Genomic DNA, 15,398 nt, shown 5'->3' on the forward strand with positions numbered 1-15,398 from the left:
CCCTGGGTATCCGGTCGGTCTGTCCCTAAAATAATCGGCCCGGCGGGCCACTAGGGCGCGCCGGGCCGCGACAGCCGCAAGGCCGGTCATTGGTTGCGTTGGTTCAACGCCTTGATGAGGCCGTCGATGCCGTCGCGGTTGATCTGCTGGGCGAACTGGTTGCGGTAGTTTTCGATGAGCCAGATGCCTTCGACGTTCATGTCGTAGATCTTCCAGCCCTGGGCCGTCTTTTCCAGGCGGTAGTCGACGCCCACCGGCTGGTCGTTGCCCTGGGAGATCAGGGTGCGTACGACCACGTCGTCGGCTTTGGGATCGCCGCGGAACGGCAGCGCGCGCACCGTGGTGCTGGACGTGACGCGGGTCAGCGCGCCGCTGTAGGTGCGTACCAGCGTGCCGCGGAAGGCGTCGGCCAGTTCCTTTTTCTGCACGTCGTTGGCCTGGCGCCAGTAGCGGCCAGCGGCCAGGCGCGTGGTCTTCTGGAAGTTGACGTAGGGCAGGATGTGCTCGTTGACGACCTGGTTGATGCGGGCGGGGTTGCCGGCCTTGACGGAGCCGTCGGCCTTCAGCACGTCCAGGGCCTCATTGGCCGTGGCGAGCACGAACTGGTCGGGAGAACCGTTGGGGTCGGGTTTGGCCTGCGCGCCGGCGGTCAGGCCCAGGGCCAGCAGGCCCGTGAAAACCAGACGCTGCAGGGAAACAAAAGAAACTCGCATCAAAACTCCTTACTTGTACTGGGGCGCAACCCCGCGGCTTACTTGGCTGCAGGTTGCGCCGCGGGTTGAGCCGCCGGCTGCGCGGCGGGGGCGGCGGCGTCCTCGTCGTCTTCGTAGTTGGGCAGCGAGGACTCGTCGTCCACCTTCTGGCCCAGCACCATGGCGGCGCGGCGCTGCAGATAGGCATCGCGCACGAAGCTGTAGGGATCGAGCGCGACGCGGTCGATGGTGTCGGTGGCGCTCAGCAGGCTGGCGCGCGTGTCGACCACGCGCAGGCCCCACAGCGAGTTGCGCAGGCGGACGTTGTCGATGGAATCGACGCCCATGTAGCCGTAGGTGGTGCCGGCGTAATCGCCGATCAGGCCAGCGCCGTCGCGTACCGACGACGAGCCGAAGAACGGCAGCACCAGGTACGGACCCTGGCTGAAGCCCCACACGCCCAGCGTGGTGCCGAAGTCGTTCGGGATGCGGCGCGCGCCATTGGCCGAGGCGACGTCGAAGCAGCCGCCCACGCCCATGGTGGTGTTGAACAGGAAGCGGCCCAGCGTGTTGACGAAGTCGTGGCCGCGGCCCTGCAGGAAGCTGTTGGCGCCGGACCAAAGGTCGCCGACGTTGCTGAAGATGTTGTGCACGCAGCTGCGCACCGGCTGCGGCGTGACGAAGGTATAGGCCTGCGCCACCGGCTTGAAGACGGCGCGGTCGACGGTGTCGTTGAATTTGTACACGCCCCGGTTGAAGCCTTCCCAGGGGTCGCGGGGATCCGGGTTCTGCGGCGCGGCGCAGCCTGCCATCAGCGCGCCCGCGGCGGCGACGGTGGCAATCCTGCAAATAGCTTTCTTGTTCATGATCAGGGCATCCCTATCAACGATTCTTATGATATTGCGTACCTTGGACGCGCTGCTGTTACCGCGTCTGTCGCATTGTCTTTAATTTGGCGTTTTCGCGGCGGGTTCCGACGCGCTCGAGCCTTGCTTCTCGGCCGACCCGTACAGGAACTGGCTGATCAGTTGTTCAAGCACCACGGCGCTTTGCGTGTAGCGGATCTTGCCGCCGTCGACAAAGTTTTCCTCTTCGCTGCCCGCGGTCAGGCCCAGGTACTGTTCACCCAGCAGGCCCGACGTCAGGATGGACGCCGAAGTGTCCTTGGGGAACTGATAGGCCGTTTCCAGGTTGACCGAGACGATCGCCTGGAAGGTCTTGTCATCGAACGAGATGCCGGCAACCCGGCCCACGACGACCCCCGCGCTCTTGACGGGCGCGCGCACCTTGAGGCCGCCTACGTTATCGAAGTTGGCCGTCAGCGTATAGGTCGGGGCGAAAGAAAAGGTGCTCAAGTTGCCGGCGCGCAACGCCAGGAACGCCAGCGCGACCGCGCCCAGCAATACAAACAGGCCTACCCAGAAGTCGGTTTTTTCGCGAGACATGATCGATCCGTATCAATTTCCAAACATCAAGGCGGTGAGCAGGAAGTCCAGCCCAAGTACCGCCAGGGAGCCCACCACCACGGTGCGAGTGGTCGCGCGGGCAACGCCTTCCGGGGTGGGCTTGGCCTGCCAACCCTCGTAGAGCGCGACCAGCGTCACCGTGACGCCGAAGACCAGGCTCTTGATGACGCCGTTGGCCACGTCTTTCCAGACGTCGACGCCGTTTTGCATCTGCGACCAGAACGCGCCGGCGTCCACGCCGATCAGCAGCACGCCCACGACCCAGCCGCCCAGGATGCCCACCATGGAGAACACCGCCGCCAGGATGGGCATGGCGATGATGCCGCCCCACAGGCGCGGCACCAGCACGCGGCGTATGGGGTCGACGGCCATGACTTCCATGGCCGCGAGTTGCTCGCCGGCTTTCATCAGGCCGATTTCCGCGGTGAGCGAGGTGCCCGCGCGGCCGGCGAACAGCAGCGCCGTGACCACGGGCCCCAGTTCCCGCACCAGCGACAGGGCCACCAGCAGGCCCAGCGCTTCTTCCGAACCGTAGCGGTTCAGCGTGTAATAACCCTGCAGCCCCAGCACGAAGCCCACGAACATGCCGGAGACGGCAATGATGAGCAGCGAGTAGTTGCCGATGAAATGGACCTGCTGCGACACCAGCCGCGGACGCGACAGCGCAATGCCGCTGCGCGCCAGCATGGAGCCGAAGAACCGGGTGAAGTAGCCGATGCCGGAAACGCGGGTGCGTACCCAGCCGCCCAGCGCGCCGATGGCGTTGTTGGATCCGCTCATGCGCGGCGGCCCTCCTGTTGCGAAAGCCACTTCTTGAAAGCGGGCGTTTCGGGATACTGGAACGCGACGGGGCCGTCGGGCTCCCCTTTGAGGAACTGCTGCACGTAGGGGTCTTGCGAGGCCGACAGCATTTCCGGCGTGCCGGCGGCGGCAAGCTTGCCCTGCCCGACCAGGTACACCTGGTCCGCGATGGCGAACGATTCATGCACGTCGTGCGTGATCAGCACCGAGGCGCAGCCGAGCCGGTCGGCCAGGTTGCGGATCAGGCGGGCGGTGATGCCCAGCGAGATCGGGTCCAGCCCCGCAAACGGTTCGTCGTACAGAATGAGTTCGGGCTCCAGCACCACGGCGCGGGCCAGCGCCACGCGCCGGGCCATGCCGCCGGAGATTTCCGCCACTTTCAGGTGCGCGGCTGCGCGCAGGCCGACGGCGTCGAGCTTATCCAGCACGCGCTCGGTGACTTCGGGTTCCGCCAGTGTGGTGTGTTCGCGCAGCGGGAAGGCCACGTTCTCGAACACGTTCAGGTCGGTGAAAAGCGCGCCCTGTTGAAATAGGACGCCCATGCGCTTGCGCAGCGATTGCAGTTCGGTGCGGCTGACATGGGCCATGTCCTGGCCGAAGGCCAGCACCCGGCCCCGCTGCGCGGTGAGCTGGCCGGTGGCCGCGCGCAACAGCGTGGTCTTGCCCGAACCGGAGCCGCCCATGATGGCGACGACCTGGCCGGCGCGCACGTCCATGGAAATGTCGCGCAAGACGGTGAAATCACCATAGCCTAGCGCCACACCTTCCAGGCGCAGGGCGAAGTCCGGGGTCTTGCTGGTTTGAGCGGGCATGGGCAACGAAAGGGTGTTTCGGCGGCGGAGCTTGCCCTGCTGTCCGGTCGATGCAACCGGCAAAATTCATAGCCGGCGCGGCGAAGACAGGCGGCGTCGGGAAGCGCCCTGTTACTCATATGCCGGGGGCGAGACTAGGCCTGGGCTCCCGGCGGCGAGGCGCCATTGTAGCCCGACGCTTTGTAATCACAACGCGATAGCCCGCGCGTGGAACAGTGTTTTCGGTTCAGGGAACAATATGCTTAGCGCCGCGCCTGTGCCGCCGCAGTCTCCCGGACCAGCCGCGCGACCAGGTCGGCGGTGCTCTCGCGCCGCGCGAGCGGCGCGCCCTGGCCGGCCCACAGGGACAGCACGTCGGTGTTGCTGGCCTTGCCGCCCGCCGTGCGCATGGGGCGCGTCAGCGCGTTCTGCAGGGGGTACGGCAGGATGTCGGCCGCGATGGCGTCGGCCTCGCGCATGAAGGCGTTTTCGATGCCGCGGGCGGGCCGTCCCGAGAACGCCCGGGTCACGCGCGATTGCTCCGCGCGGGAGGCAGGCAGCAGCGCCTTGTAGGCTTCATTGATGCCGGATTCCGCGGTGGTCAGAAAGGCCGTCCCCATTTGTGCCAGATCGGCGCCCAGGGCCAGCGCCGCGGCGATGCCGCGGCCGTCCATGATGCCGCCGGACGCAATAACAGGGACGGATACTGCGTCGGCGACCTGTGGCACCAGCGCCATGGTGCCGATCAACGATTCCTCGAAGCCGCCCAGGAAGGTGCCGCGGTGGCCGCCGGCCTCGGCGCCCTGCGCCACGATGGCGTCCACGCCGTCCTGTTCCAGCGCGACCGCCTCGCGCACGGTGGTGGCGGTACCCACGGTCAGGATGCCCAGCTCGCGGCAGCGCGCGATGGCCGCGGCCGGCATGCGGCCGAAGGTGAAGCTGAAGACGGCCGGCCGTACCCGCAGGATGGCCTCGATCTGTTGCGGCAGCGGGTCGGCCTGCGGGCCGGGCGCGGCGGGCGCCGGCAGGCCCAGCTGCTGGTGATAGCGCGCCATCAGCGCCAGCATGCGGTTGGCGTCGCCGCGCATGGGTTCTTCCGGCACCGATGCGAACAGGTTGATGGCGAACGGCAGCGGCGTGCGCGCGCGGATGTCGCGCGCCGCCGCCTCGATCTGCTCGGGACTCATATAGGCCGCCCCGAGCGAACCCAGGACTCCCGCCTTCGATGCTTCGGAAACCAGCTCCACCGTCGTGGCGCCGCCGGCCATGGGAGCCTGGACGATGGGATGGTGCAGCTTGAGCAGATCAATCAGACGGGTAGCCATGGAATTACTCCTGGAAAGTTACTGAAGCTGGATGTTCCCAGCCTTGATGACGTGTGCCCACTTCTCGGTTTCGCTCTTGATGAAGGCGCCGAATTCCTCGGGCGTGCCGCCGCCGGCCTGGCTGCCGGTGTCGGCGATGGCCTTTTGCACGTCCGGTTCCTTCAGGATGCGGTTGAACTCGGCATTGAGCTTGGCGATGATGGGCGCGGGCGTGCCGGCGGGGGCGACGATGCCCTGCCAGTTATAGGACTCGAAGCCCGGCAGACCGGATTCGGCCATGGTCGGCACGTCGGGCAGCACGGCCAGGCGCTTGGCGGAGGTGACCGCGATGGGGTGGATCTTGGCGCCCTGGATCGCGGGCAGCGCGGAATAGCCCATTTCGAACATCATCGAGATATGCCCGCCCATGAGGTCGGTCGCCGCCAGGCTGCCGCCCTTGTACGGGACGTGGACGATGTCGATCTTGGCCTGCTCGCGGAACATTTCGCCGGACAGGTGGTGCGCGCCGCCCACGCCGGACGAGCCGAACGACAGCTTGCCGGGCTGCTTCTTGGCCAGCGCGATCAGGTCCGCCAGCGTCTTCACGGGCAGCTCGTTGTTCACGCTCAGCACCAGCGGGCTGTTCTCGATCAGGATGATCGGGGCCAGATCCTTCTGCGGATCGTAGGGCATGTCCTTCATCAGCGTCGGGTTGACCGCCATGGGCGCCAGATTGCCCGTGCCGATGGTGTAGCCGTCGGGCGCGGCGCGCGCGATCAGGTTGGTGCCGACCACGCCGCCCGCGCCCGCCTTGTTCTCGACCACGATAGGCTGGCCCAGCGAGTCGCCCAGCTTGCGCGCCAGGAGGCGCACGCGGGTGTCGGCAAAGCCGCCCGGCGCGTAGGGCACGATCATGGTGATGGGCTTGGCCGGCCAGTCGGTGATCTGGGCCTGGGCGGCGCCGCTGAAGGCGGTGGCGGCTGCCAGGGCGACAATAAGGGGACGCAACGATTTCATGCAGATGACTCCTGGTTTTGTTTTTAGTGTGAACGGGCCCGCGGGCCGTTCGCATTATGCCCAGCGGCATTGTCATCTGTCGTGATCTTTCCCAAGCGCCACGCGGATAGCATCAGCAGCGTGGCGCTGGCCGCCAGCACCTGCGGCAGGCCGACGCTCCACTGCGCGGCCCAGGACGCCAGCAACGGTCCCAGGATCTGCCCGGCGGCGAACGCCGCGGTCATGAGGGCTGCCGCGCGCGGCGCGGAGGCACCCGCCGAGCGCCTGGCGGCCAGCATGCCCGCCTGCGTGATCACCATGAAGGTGCCGCCCACCAGCACAGCGGCCACGATCACGGCGGCGATGTGGTGCCAGACGGCCACGGCCAGCATGCCCAGCGCCATGAGAGCCTGGGCGGCGCGCCAGATTTGCACGCTGTCGCGGCCCCGCGCCAGGCGAGGCACTAGCAGGCAGGACACCGCCGCGGCCAGGCCGAACAGGGGCCAGGCCCAGCCGAAGATGGCCGGGTCGGGAATGATTTCCTTGGCCATCGCCGGCAGGAAGGTGGCTGGGACGATGTAGCCCACGCCGAACGCGCCGTAGTGCAGCGCCAGCGCAGGGATGTCGCGCGGCAGCCGGGCGGCGCGAGCCGCGCTGGCCGATCGCGCCGGCATTGGCGTGGCTTGGCGGCGCAGCCCTGACCAGGCGATTGCGGACAGCGCCAGCGCCAGCCCCCCCAGCGCGATCCAGACCGTGTCGGCGCGCGCGCCCCACGCCGCCAGCGCCAGGCAGGCCAGCCCCGTCAGCGCAATGCCCGCGCCCACGCCGGCGTAGGTCACGGCGGACGCGTCCGCCTCGCGCGGATCGCCCGCAGGCACCGCCCGCCATGCCGCCACGCAGATGAAGGCGCTGGCGCTGGCGTAGCCTGCGGCCAGCCGCAGCGCGCACCACATTGCCATGCCGTGCCAGAGCGGCATGGCCAGCGTCAGCAGCGCTACCGCAAGCAGGCTGGCCGCCAGCGTGCCGCGCAGCCGGCGGATGGGCCAGGCGACCGCCGCCAGCGCACCCAGCAGATAGCCCACGTAATTGGCGGAGGCCAGCCAGCCGCCCTGCGCCAGCGACAGCCCGGCCTCCTGCGCCATCAGGGGCCAGACCGGCGTGAAGGCGAACCGGCCTATGCCCATGGCGGCGGCCAGGGCCAGCGCTGCGGGCCATGCCAGGGCGGCGGCGCCGCGCGAGGCGGAAGGGTAAATGGGCGTTGACATGGCCCTTACTCTACGGCTGTACTAATATCATTAATAGTGAATTATTAAGATAGCGAGTTCTCAAAATGAGAAACTTGGACCTCGATGCGCTGCAGATCTTCAAGGCGGTTGCCGATCAGGGCGGCGTGGCGCGCGCCGCTGCCCACCTGAACCGCGTGCAGTCCAATGTGTCGACGCGCCTGAAGCAGCTGGAGGCCTCGCTGGAGGCGCCGCTGTTCCGGCGCCAGAATCGCCGGCTGGTGCTGTCGGACCAGGGGCGGGTGTTGTTGTCCTATGCCGACCGCCTGCTGCGCCTGGCTGACGAAGCCCAGGCCGCGGTACGCGACGGTTCCCCGCAGGGCGTGCTGCGCATCGGCACCATGGAAAGTACGGCCGCCGCGCGCCTGCCGCCCATTCTGGCGGCCTATCACGCGGCCTGGCCGCAAGTGCGGATCGAACTGGTGACCGGCACGTCGGGGGCGCTGGCAGCCAAGGTGCGCAACTACGAGATCGAGGCCGCGTTCGTGGCGCAGCCCTTTCCGGCCGAGGGCTTGGCGGCGATGGATGCGTTCAAGGAAGAACTGGCGCTGATTTCGCCCTTGGCCTGGGACCCGATCGACAGCCCCAAGGATCTGGGAGAGCGCAGCGTGATCGCCTTCGCGGCGGGATGCTCATATCGGCGCATCCTGGAGTCCTGGCTGAACCAGGAAGGCGTCGCGCCGGGCAAGGTGATGGAGTTCGCCTCGTACCACGCCATCGTCGCCTGTGTGGCGGCGGGTTCGGGCGTGGCCATCGTGCCGCGTTCGGTACTGGCGGTGCTGGGGGCGGAGCACACGGTGCGCATCGGCGCCCTGTCCGGCTCGCATGGCAGGGCCCTGACTCAGCTGGTCTGGCGCGCCGATGACGACACGCCGGCCTTGCAGGCCCTGCGGCACAAGCTCGATTCGCCGCAAGGCTGAGGCATGCCGCGCGTGATGCGCGGCCCTTTTGCGCTTAGAAGCGGTAGCCGACGCCCAGCGTCGCGACCCACGGATCGATGCGCGCGGTGCCGATGTGCTGGCCGTCCAGCTTCACCTTGGAGCGGATGTCGATGTAGCGGATGTCCGCGTTCATGAACCAGCGCTCGTTGATCTTGAAGTCCGCGCCCAGCTGCGCGGCCACGCCCCAGGAGTCGCCCAGCTTCAGGTCCGAGCCCTTCAGCGCGCCTTCGGCCTGGGTGTCGAAGAAGTGGGTGTAGTTGATGCCCACGCCGATGTAGGGCTGGATCATGCTGTCGGGCAGGATGTGCCATTGCAGGCTCAGCGTCGGCGGCAATTGCTTGGTCGAGCCGATCTTGCCCAGGCCGCTGCCGCTGACGTCATGCTGGAAGGGCCAGGCGCCCAGCAGTTCGATACCGATGTTGCGCGTGGCCATGTAGGTCAGCGTGAAGCTCGGGCGCACGTTGTTGCTCACGTCGAGTCCGACGCTGCCATTGAGCACGGTGCCGTTGTTGGACGAGGGGCGGACCTGCGTCACGCCGACCTTGAACAGCACGTCGCCCGCTTCGTGGGCGTGCGCGGGGGCGGCGAGCGTGCCAGCGGCGAGCAGGCCGGCGATGGCGGTGGCGCGGATACGGCCGTTCAGCGAAAACATTCTCTTCTCCGATCTTTCCATTGGGTGAGACGACAGGTTCTCAAACCTGGCGTCCGACCCGCTTGATGTGTGTCAAATCGTGAAAAGACCGCAATCGGAAAGTGGTTATGTTGCAACAGGCCGGAGGGCAGGCAAAAAAATCGCCGCCGGCGCAATGCGCTCGGCGGCGATCCGGTTGAGCCTGATCGTGGCGATCAGCGCGGCAGTTCGCTGCTGCCCATGAGGTAGGCGTCCACCGAGCGCGCGCACTGGCGGCCTTCGCGGATGGCCCAGACCACCAGGGACTGGCCGCGGCGCATGTCGCCGGCGGTGAAGACCTTCTCGACGTTGGTGCGGTAGTCGTCGGTATTGGCGCGCACGTTGCCGCGCGCATCGCGGTCCACGCCGAAGGCGTCCAGCACCGTCTGCACGGGCGACACGAAGCCCATGGCCAGCAGCACCAGGTCGGCCTTGATCTCGAATTCAGAGCCTTCGACTTCGCGCATCTTCATTTGGCCGGTGGCTTCGTCCTTGAACCATTCGACGCGCGCGCCGATCAGCTTTTCGACCTTGCCATTGCTGCCCTGGAGCAGCTTGGTGGTCACGGACCAGTCGCGCTCGCAGCCTTCCTCGTGCGAGGACGAGGTGCGCATCTTCAGCGGCCAATACGGCCAGGTCATGCTCTTGTTTTCGCTTTCCGGCGGCTGGGGCATCAGCTCGAATTGCGTGACCGAGGCTGCGCCGTGGCGGTTGCTGGTGCCGACGCAGTCGGAACCCGTGTCGCCGCCGCCGATCACCACCACGTGCTTGCCCTTGGCCAGCGTCTGGTTGGTGAGCCGGTCGCCCGCCACCGCCTTGTTCTGCTGGCGCAGGAAGTCCATGGCGAAGTACACGCCCGACAGCTCGCGGCCGGGAACCGGCAGGTCACGCGGCGTTTCCGAACCGCCGCTCATCACTACCGCGTCGAACTCGGCCAGCAGCGATTCCGGCGTGCGCACCGTCAGGCCGTCGGCCACGGGGTCGCTGGGATTGCCGATGTAGGTCGACGGCGCGAACTCCACGCCCTCGGCTTCCATCTGCGAGATGCGGCGGTCGATCTGGTGCTTTTCAAGCTTGAAGTCGGGGATGCCGTAGCGCAGCAGGCCGCCGATGCGGTCGCTCTTTTCGAACAGCGTCACCGAATGGCCGGCGCGGGCCAGCTGCTGCGCGCACGCCATGCCGGCGGGGCCGGAGCCCACCACGGCAACCTTCTTGCCGGTCTTGCGCGCCGGCACCTGCGGCGACACCCAGCCCTCGGCCCAGCCCTTGTCGATGATGGCGTGCTCGATGGACTTGATGCCGACAGCGTCGCTGTTGATGTTCAAGGTACAGGCAGCTTCGCACGGCGCCGGGCAGATGCGGCCGGTGAACTCGGGGAAGTTGTTGGTGGAGTGCAGGACGTCCAGCGCGCGCTTCCAGTCCTGCCGGTACACCAGGTCATTCCAGTCCGGGATGATGTTGTTGACGGGGCAGCCGTTGTTGCAGAACGGGATGCCGCAGTCCATGCAGCGCGCCGCCTGCTGCTTGGCCTGGTCGTCGCTCAGGTGCAGCACGAATTCGCGCCAGTTCTTCAGCCGCTTCTGCGGGGCCTCGGAGGCCTCCTGCAGACGCTGAAATTCCATAAAGCCGGTAATCTTTCCCATGGTATCCCTCACGCAGCCAGTTGTTGCGGGTTGGCTGCACGCCACATTTCACCCAATGCGCGGCGGTAGTCCGTCGGCATGATTTTCACGAATTTGCCGCGCGAGGCTTCCCAGTCGCCCAGGATTTCGCGGGCGCGGAAGCTGCCGGTGTAGCGGAAGTGGTCTTCCACCAGGCGGCGCAGGATGGTTTCGTCCGTTTCGCGTTCACCGCCGCGCTGCGCGCTGTGCCAGACGTCGATGTTGTTCTGGGCGAGCTGTTCCGCGTGCGGCACGATGCTTTCCAGTTCGACCATGGACAGGTTGGCGCGCTGCTTGAGCGTGCGTTCCGGATCCCACACGTAGGCCACGCCGCCCGACATGCCTGCCGCGAAGTTGCGGCCCGTGGCACCCAGTACGACGACGGTGCCGCCGGTCATGTATTCGCAGCCGTGGTCGCCGGTGCCTTCCACGACGGTGGCCGCGCCCGAGTTGCGCACCGCGAAACGCTCGCCGGCCACGCCGTTGAAGAACGCCTCGCCCGCCAGCGCGCCGTACAGCACGGTGTTGCCGGCGATGATGTGGTCGGGGCCGAAGCCGCGGAAGTCGTTGGGCGAGCGCACGATGATGCGGCCGCCGGACAGGCCCTTGCCGACGTAGTCGTTGCCTTCGCCCACCAGGTCCATCGTGATGCCGTGGGCCAGGAACGCGCCGAAGCTTTGGCCGGCCGTGCCGTTGCACTGGATGTGGATGGTGTCGTCCGGCAGGCCGTCATGGCCATAGCGCGCGGCCACCGCGCCCGACAGCATGGCGCCGATGGTGCGGTTGCGGTTGCGCACGGGGACGATGAACGAAACCTTCTCGCCGCGTTCCAGCGCGGGCTTGCTGCGCTCGATCAACTGGTGGTCCAGCGCGCCGGCCAGGCCGTGGTCCTGCTCTTCGGTCTGGCGCACGTCGGCGTCGGATTGCGTTTGATGGAACACGCGGGCGAAGTCCAGGCCCTGGGCCTTCCAGTGCTCCACGCCCGAACGCATGTCCAGCAGGTCGGCGCGGCCGATCAGGTCGTCGAACTTGCGGATGCCCAGCTGGGCCATGATTTCGCGGACTTCCTCGGCGATGAAGAAGAAGAAGTTCACGACGTGCTCGGGCTTGCCCTGGAATTTCTTGCGCAGGACCGGGTCTTGCGTGGCCACACCCACCGGGCAGGTGTTCAGGTGGCACTTGCGCATCATGATGCAGCCTTCCACGACCAGCGGCGCGGTCGCGAAGCCGAACTCGTCGGCGCCCAGGAGCGCGCCGATGACGACGTCGCGGCCGGTCTTCATCTGGCCGTCGGCCTGCACGCGGATGCGGCTGCGCAGGCGGTTGAGCACCAGCGTCTGTTGCGTCTCGGCCAGGCCCAGTTCCCAGGGCGTGCCCACGTGCTTGATGGACGACACCGGGGAGGCGCCCGTGCCGCCGTCATGGCCGGCGATCACGACATGGTCGGCCTTGGCCTTGGCCACGCCCGCGGCCACCGTGCCCACGCCTACTTCCGATACCAGCTTGACCGATACCGAGGCCTTGGAATTCACGTTCTTCAGGTCGTGGATCAGCTGGGCCAGGTCTTCGATGGAATAGATGTCATGGTGCGGAGGGGGCGAGATCAGGCCCACGCCCGGCACCGAGTAGCGCAGCTTGGCGATGTATTCCGACACCTTGTGGCCAGGCAGCTGGCCGCCTTCGCCGGGCTTGGCGCCTTGCGCCATCTTGATCTGGATCTGGTCGGCCGACGACAGGTATTCGGCGGTCACGCCGAAACGGCCCGAGGCCACCTGCTTGATCTTCGAACGCAGCGAATCGCCCTTCTTCAGTTCGACGTCCGCTTCGATGCGGTCCGAGCCCAGCACCGAGGCCAGCGTGTCGCCGTCCTTGATGGTGCTCTTGCCTTCGCGCATTTCGGCGCGGTAGCGCAGTTCGTCCTCGCCGCCTTCGCCGGTGTTGGACTTGCCGCCGATGCGGTTCATGGCCACGGCCAGCACCGAGTGCGCTTCGGTGGAGATCGAGCCCAGCGACATGGCGCCGGTGGCGAAACGCTTGACGATGTCCTTGGCGGATTCGACGTCGTCCAGCGGAATCGCGCGCGACGGATCGAAGCGGAACTCGAACAGGCCGCGCAGCGTCATGTGGCGGCGGCTCTGGTCGTTGATGATCTGCGCGTACTCCTTGTACGTGCGGTAGTTGTTGGCGCGCGAAGCGTGCTGCAGCTTGGCGATGGAATCCGGCGTCCACATGTGCTCTTCGCCGCGTACGCGATAGGCGTATTCGCCGCCCGCGTCCAGGTCGTTGGCCAGTACCGGATCGGTGCTGAAGGCGGCGCGGTGCTGGCGCAGCGCTTCCTCGGCCACCTGGAAAATGCCGATGCCTTCGATGTTGGAGGCGGTGCCGGTGAAGTACTTGTTCACCAGCGCGGTCTGCAGGCCCACGGCTTCGAAGATCTGCGCGCCGGTATAGGACATGTAGGTGGAAATGCCCATCTTGGACATGACCTTGTTCAGGCCCTTGCCGATGGCCTTGATGAAGTTCTTGACCGCCTTTTCGGGGTCGTTCATCTTGCCCAGCGATTCCAGCGCCAGGTAGGGGTGGATGGCTTCCGCACCGTAGCCGCCCAGCAGCGCGAAATGGTGCACTTCGCGCGCCGAGCCGGTTTCCACGACCAGGCCGGTATTGGTGCGCAGGCCGGCGCGGATCAGGTGCTGGTGGACCGCGGACGTCGCCAGCAGCGCGGGGATGGCCACGCGCTCGCTGTCGACCAGGCGGTCGGACACGATCAGGATGTTGTAGCCGCTGCGCACCGCGTCCACGGCGCGCGCGCACAGCGCGGCCACGCGGGCTTCGATGCCCTCCGGGCCCCAGGCGGCGGGATAGGTGATGTCCAGCTCGAAGCTGCGGAACTTCTTGCCCGTGACCTGTTCGATGTCGCGGATCTGCGCCATGGCGGCGAAGTCCAGCACCGGCTGCGACACTTCCAGGCGCAGCGGCGGGTTGACGTTGTTGATGTCCAGCAGGTTCGGCTTGGGGCCGATGAAGGACACCAGCGACATCACCAGCTGTTCGCGGATGGGGTCGATCGGCGGGTTCGTGACTTGCGCGAACAATTGGCGGAAGTAGTTGTAGAACGGCTTGGCGCGATCGGACAGCACGGCCAGCGGCGCGTCGTTGCCCATCGAGCCGATGACTTCCTCGCCCGTCGTGGCCATCGGTTCCAGGATGAACTTGTAGTCTTCCTGGGTCCAGCCGAAGGCCTGCTGGCGGTCCAGCAGCGACACCTGCGACTGCGTGGCGACGGCGGCCTGGCGCGGGGCCGGCAGCGATTCCAGCTTGATCTGCAGACGTTCGATCCACTGGCGGTACGGCCGGCTGTTGGCCAGCTGCAGCTTGATCTCGGCGTCGTCGATGATGCGGCCCTGTTCCAGGTCGATCAGGAACATCTTGCCCGGTTGCAGGCGCCACTTCTTGACGATGCGGTTCTCGGGGATGGACAGGGTGCCGGCTTCGGAAGCCAGGATGACCATGTCGTCATCGGTGACCAGGTAGCGGGCCGGGCGCAGGCCGTTGCGATCCAGCGTGGCGCCGATCTGGCGGCCATCGGTGAACGCAACCGCGGCGGGGCCGTCCCACGGTTCCATCATGGCGGCGTGGTACTCGTAGAAAGCGCGGCGGCTTTCATCCATCTGCGTGTGCTGCTCCCAGGCTTCCGGGATCATCATCATCATGGCGTGGGCCAGCGAGTAGCCCGAATTCACCAGCAGTTCCAGGCAGTTGTCGAACGTGGCGGTGTCCGACTGGCCTTCGTAGACGATGGGGTACAGCTTCTTCAGGTCGTCGCCCAGCACGGCCGACTGCATCATGCCTTCGCGCGCGCGCAGCCAGTTGAAGTTGCCCTTGACCGTGTTGATTTCGCCGTTGTGGGCAATCATGCGGTACGGGTGGGCCAGCGGCCAGGCGGGGAACGTGTTGGTCGAGAAGCGCTGGTGCACCAGCGCCAGGGCCGACACCGTGCGCGGGTCGGCCAGGTCGCGGTAGTAGCGGCCGACCTGGTCGGCCAGCAGCAGGCCCTTGTAGACCACGGTGCGCACCGAGGCCGAGGGCACGAAGTATTCCTTGCCGTGCGCCAGATGCATGTTCTGGATGGCGTGGCTGGCGGTCTTGCGGATCACGTACAGCTTGCGTTCCAGCGCGTCCGGCACCATCACGTCGGCGCCGCGGCCGATGAACAGCTGGCGGATCACGGGTTCGCAGGCGCGCACGGCGGGCGACATGGGCATGTCCACGTCCACCGGCACGTCGCGCCAGCCCAGGACGACCTGGCCTTCGGCGCGCACGGAGCGTTCCAGCTCCTGTTCGCAGGCCAGGCGCGAGGCCGTTTCCTTGGGCAGGAACACCATGGCCACGCCGTACTCGCCGGGAGGCGGCAGCGTGATGCCTTGATGGCCGAGCTCGTCGCGATAGAGCGCGTCGGGGATCTGGATCAGGATGCCGGCGCCGTCGCCCATCAGCTTGTCCGCGCCGACCGCGCCGCGGTGGTCCAGGTTTTCCAGGATCTTCAGGCCCTGCTGGATGATGGCGTGGCTTTTCTTGCCCTTGATGTGGGCGACGAAACCGACGCCGCAGGCGTCATGCTCGTTCTTGGGGTTGTACAGGCCCTGGGCGGAAGGCAGCCCGATGCGGCTGGCATCGATGGGGGTCGCCTTGGGCGGGGGACAGGAGTCGATCGGGGTAATTTGGGGCATGGCGCGCTCCGCAGTGGGCCTGCGTCGTAATGTTGCAGTGCAGGAGACGGACAATACCCCCGA

The 15,398-nt window shown here is 67.0% G+C and carries 12 protein-coding genes; 1 reads left to right on the forward strand and 11 read right to left on the reverse strand.

Annotation, left to right across the window (positions count from 1 at the left end; genetic code table 11):
• Positions 1-86: 86 nt before the first annotated feature.
• From IAG39_RS00895 to IAG39_RS00930, 8 genes are all read right to left on the reverse strand, one after another.
• Positions 87-713 carry a phospholipid-binding protein MlaC gene (locus IAG39_RS00895; protein WP_059376820.1) on the reverse strand — a complete coding sequence of 209 codons (627 nt, stop codon included), beginning with the start codon at positions 711-713 and terminating at the stop codon, positions 87-89.
• A 38-nt stretch (positions 714-751) separates the two neighbouring features.
• Complete coding sequence (locus tag IAG39_RS00900; protein ID WP_059376823.1) at positions 752-1,558, reverse strand: VacJ family lipoprotein; 807 nt, start codon at positions 1,556-1,558, stop codon at positions 752-754.
• An 81-nt stretch (positions 1,559-1,639) separates the two neighbouring features.
• A complete protein-coding gene (gene mlaD, locus IAG39_RS00905) occupies positions 1,640-2,137 on the reverse strand; it encodes an outer membrane lipid asymmetry maintenance protein MlaD (RefSeq protein ID WP_059376825.1) in 498 nt (165 codons plus the stop codon).
• 12 nt (positions 2,138-2,149) lie between these two features.
• Positions 2,150-2,938, reverse strand: a complete 789-nt coding sequence (gene mlaE / locus IAG39_RS00910) for a lipid asymmetry maintenance ABC transporter permease subunit MlaE (RefSeq protein WP_118933487.1) — start codon at positions 2,936-2,938, stop codon at positions 2,150-2,152.
• Positions 2,935-3,771: an ABC transporter ATP-binding protein gene (locus IAG39_RS00915; protein ID WP_118933493.1), complete on the reverse strand. Its 837-nt coding sequence runs from the start codon at positions 3,769-3,771 to the stop codon at positions 2,935-2,937. The genes mlaE and IAG39_RS00915 overlap by 4 nt, the downstream gene beginning before the upstream one ends.
• Positions 3,772-4,013: 242 nt before the next feature.
• Positions 4,014-5,075, reverse strand: coding sequence for an NAD(P)H-dependent flavin oxidoreductase (locus IAG39_RS00920; RefSeq protein WP_118933488.1), 1,062 nt, complete (start codon positions 5,073-5,075; stop codon positions 4,014-4,016).
• 18 nt (positions 5,076-5,093) lie between these two features.
• On the reverse strand, positions 5,094-6,071 hold the full coding sequence (locus IAG39_RS00925) for a Bug family tripartite tricarboxylate transporter substrate binding protein (RefSeq protein ID WP_118933489.1): 978 nt from the start codon (positions 6,069-6,071) through the stop codon (positions 5,094-5,096).
• Positions 6,072-6,094: 23 nt separating this feature from the next.
• Entirely contained in the window at positions 6,095-7,315 is a 1,221-nt protein-coding gene (locus tag IAG39_RS00930) for a YbfB/YjiJ family MFS transporter (protein WP_118933490.1), read from the reverse strand.
• 65 nt (positions 7,316-7,380) lie between these two features.
• Here IAG39_RS00930 and IAG39_RS00935 point away from each other — a divergent pair, with 65 nt between their 5' ends.
• On the forward strand, positions 7,381-8,253 hold the full coding sequence (locus IAG39_RS00935) for a LysR family transcriptional regulator (protein ID WP_118933491.1): 873 nt from the start codon (positions 7,381-7,383) through the stop codon (positions 8,251-8,253).
• A 34-nt stretch (positions 8,254-8,287) separates the two neighbouring features.
• Here the strand turns inward: IAG39_RS00935 and IAG39_RS00940 are convergent, their stop codons facing one another.
• From IAG39_RS00940 to IAG39_RS00950, 3 genes are all read right to left on the reverse strand, one after another.
• Positions 8,288-8,926 (reverse strand): OmpW/AlkL family protein, encoded by a 639-nt coding sequence (locus IAG39_RS00940; protein ID WP_059376841.1) that lies wholly within the window; start codon positions 8,924-8,926, stop codon positions 8,288-8,290.
• Positions 8,927-9,120: 194 nt separating this feature from the next.
• Positions 9,121-10,587, reverse strand: a complete 1,467-nt coding sequence (locus IAG39_RS00945; protein ID WP_059376843.1) for a glutamate synthase subunit beta — start codon at positions 10,585-10,587, stop codon at positions 9,121-9,123.
• A gap of 8 nt (positions 10,588-10,595) precedes the next feature.
• Complete coding sequence (locus IAG39_RS00950) at positions 10,596-15,335, reverse strand: glutamate synthase-related protein (protein ID WP_059376846.1); 4,740 nt, start codon at positions 15,333-15,335, stop codon at positions 10,596-10,598.
• Positions 15,336-15,398: the final 63 nt, after the last annotated feature.

Origin of the sequence: Achromobacter xylosoxidans, from assembly GCF_014490035.1 — a bacterium.
Classification (GTDB): Bacteria; Pseudomonadota; Gammaproteobacteria; order Burkholderiales; family Burkholderiaceae_B; genus Achromobacter; species Achromobacter bronchisepticus_A.

Coding starts and splice junctions, on each gene's coding strand:
- IAG39_RS00935 (WP_118933491.1), top strand. CDS start 7,381: ATGAGAAACTTGGACCTCGATGCGCTGCAGATCTTCAAGGCGGTTGCC.
- mlaD (WP_059376825.1), bottom strand. CDS start 2,137: ATGTCTCGCGAAAAAACCGACTTCTGGGTAGGCCTGTTTGTATTGCTG.
- IAG39_RS00900 (WP_059376823.1), bottom strand. CDS start 1,558: ATGAACAAGAAAGCTATTTGCAGGATTGCCACCGTCGCCGCCGCGGGC.
- IAG39_RS00950 (WP_059376846.1), bottom strand. CDS start 15,335: ATGCCCCAAATTACCCCGATCGACTCCTGTCCCCCGCCCAAGGCGACC.
- mlaE (WP_118933487.1), bottom strand. CDS start 2,938: ATGAGCGGATCCAACAACGCCATCGGCGCGCTGGGCGGCTGGGTACGC.
- IAG39_RS00925 (WP_118933489.1), bottom strand. CDS start 6,071: ATGAAATCGTTGCGTCCCCTTATTGTCGCCCTGGCAGCCGCCACCGCC.
- IAG39_RS00945 (WP_059376843.1), bottom strand. CDS start 10,587: ATGGGAAAGATTACCGGCTTTATGGAATTTCAGCGTCTGCAGGAGGCC.
- IAG39_RS00930 (WP_118933490.1), bottom strand. CDS start 7,315: ATGTCAACGCCCATTTACCCTTCCGCCTCGCGCGGCGCCGCCGCCCTG.
- IAG39_RS00920 (WP_118933488.1), bottom strand. CDS start 5,075: ATGGCTACCCGTCTGATTGATCTGCTCAAGCTGCACCATCCCATCGTC.
- IAG39_RS00940 (WP_059376841.1), bottom strand. CDS start 8,926: ATGTTTTCGCTGAACGGCCGTATCCGCGCCACCGCCATCGCCGGCCTG.
- IAG39_RS00895 (WP_059376820.1), bottom strand. CDS start 713: ATGCGAGTTTCTTTTGTTTCCCTGCAGCGTCTGGTTTTCACGGGCCTG.
- IAG39_RS00915 (WP_118933493.1), bottom strand. CDS start 3,771: ATGCCCGCTCAAACCAGCAAGACCCCGGACTTCGCCCTGCGCCTGGAA.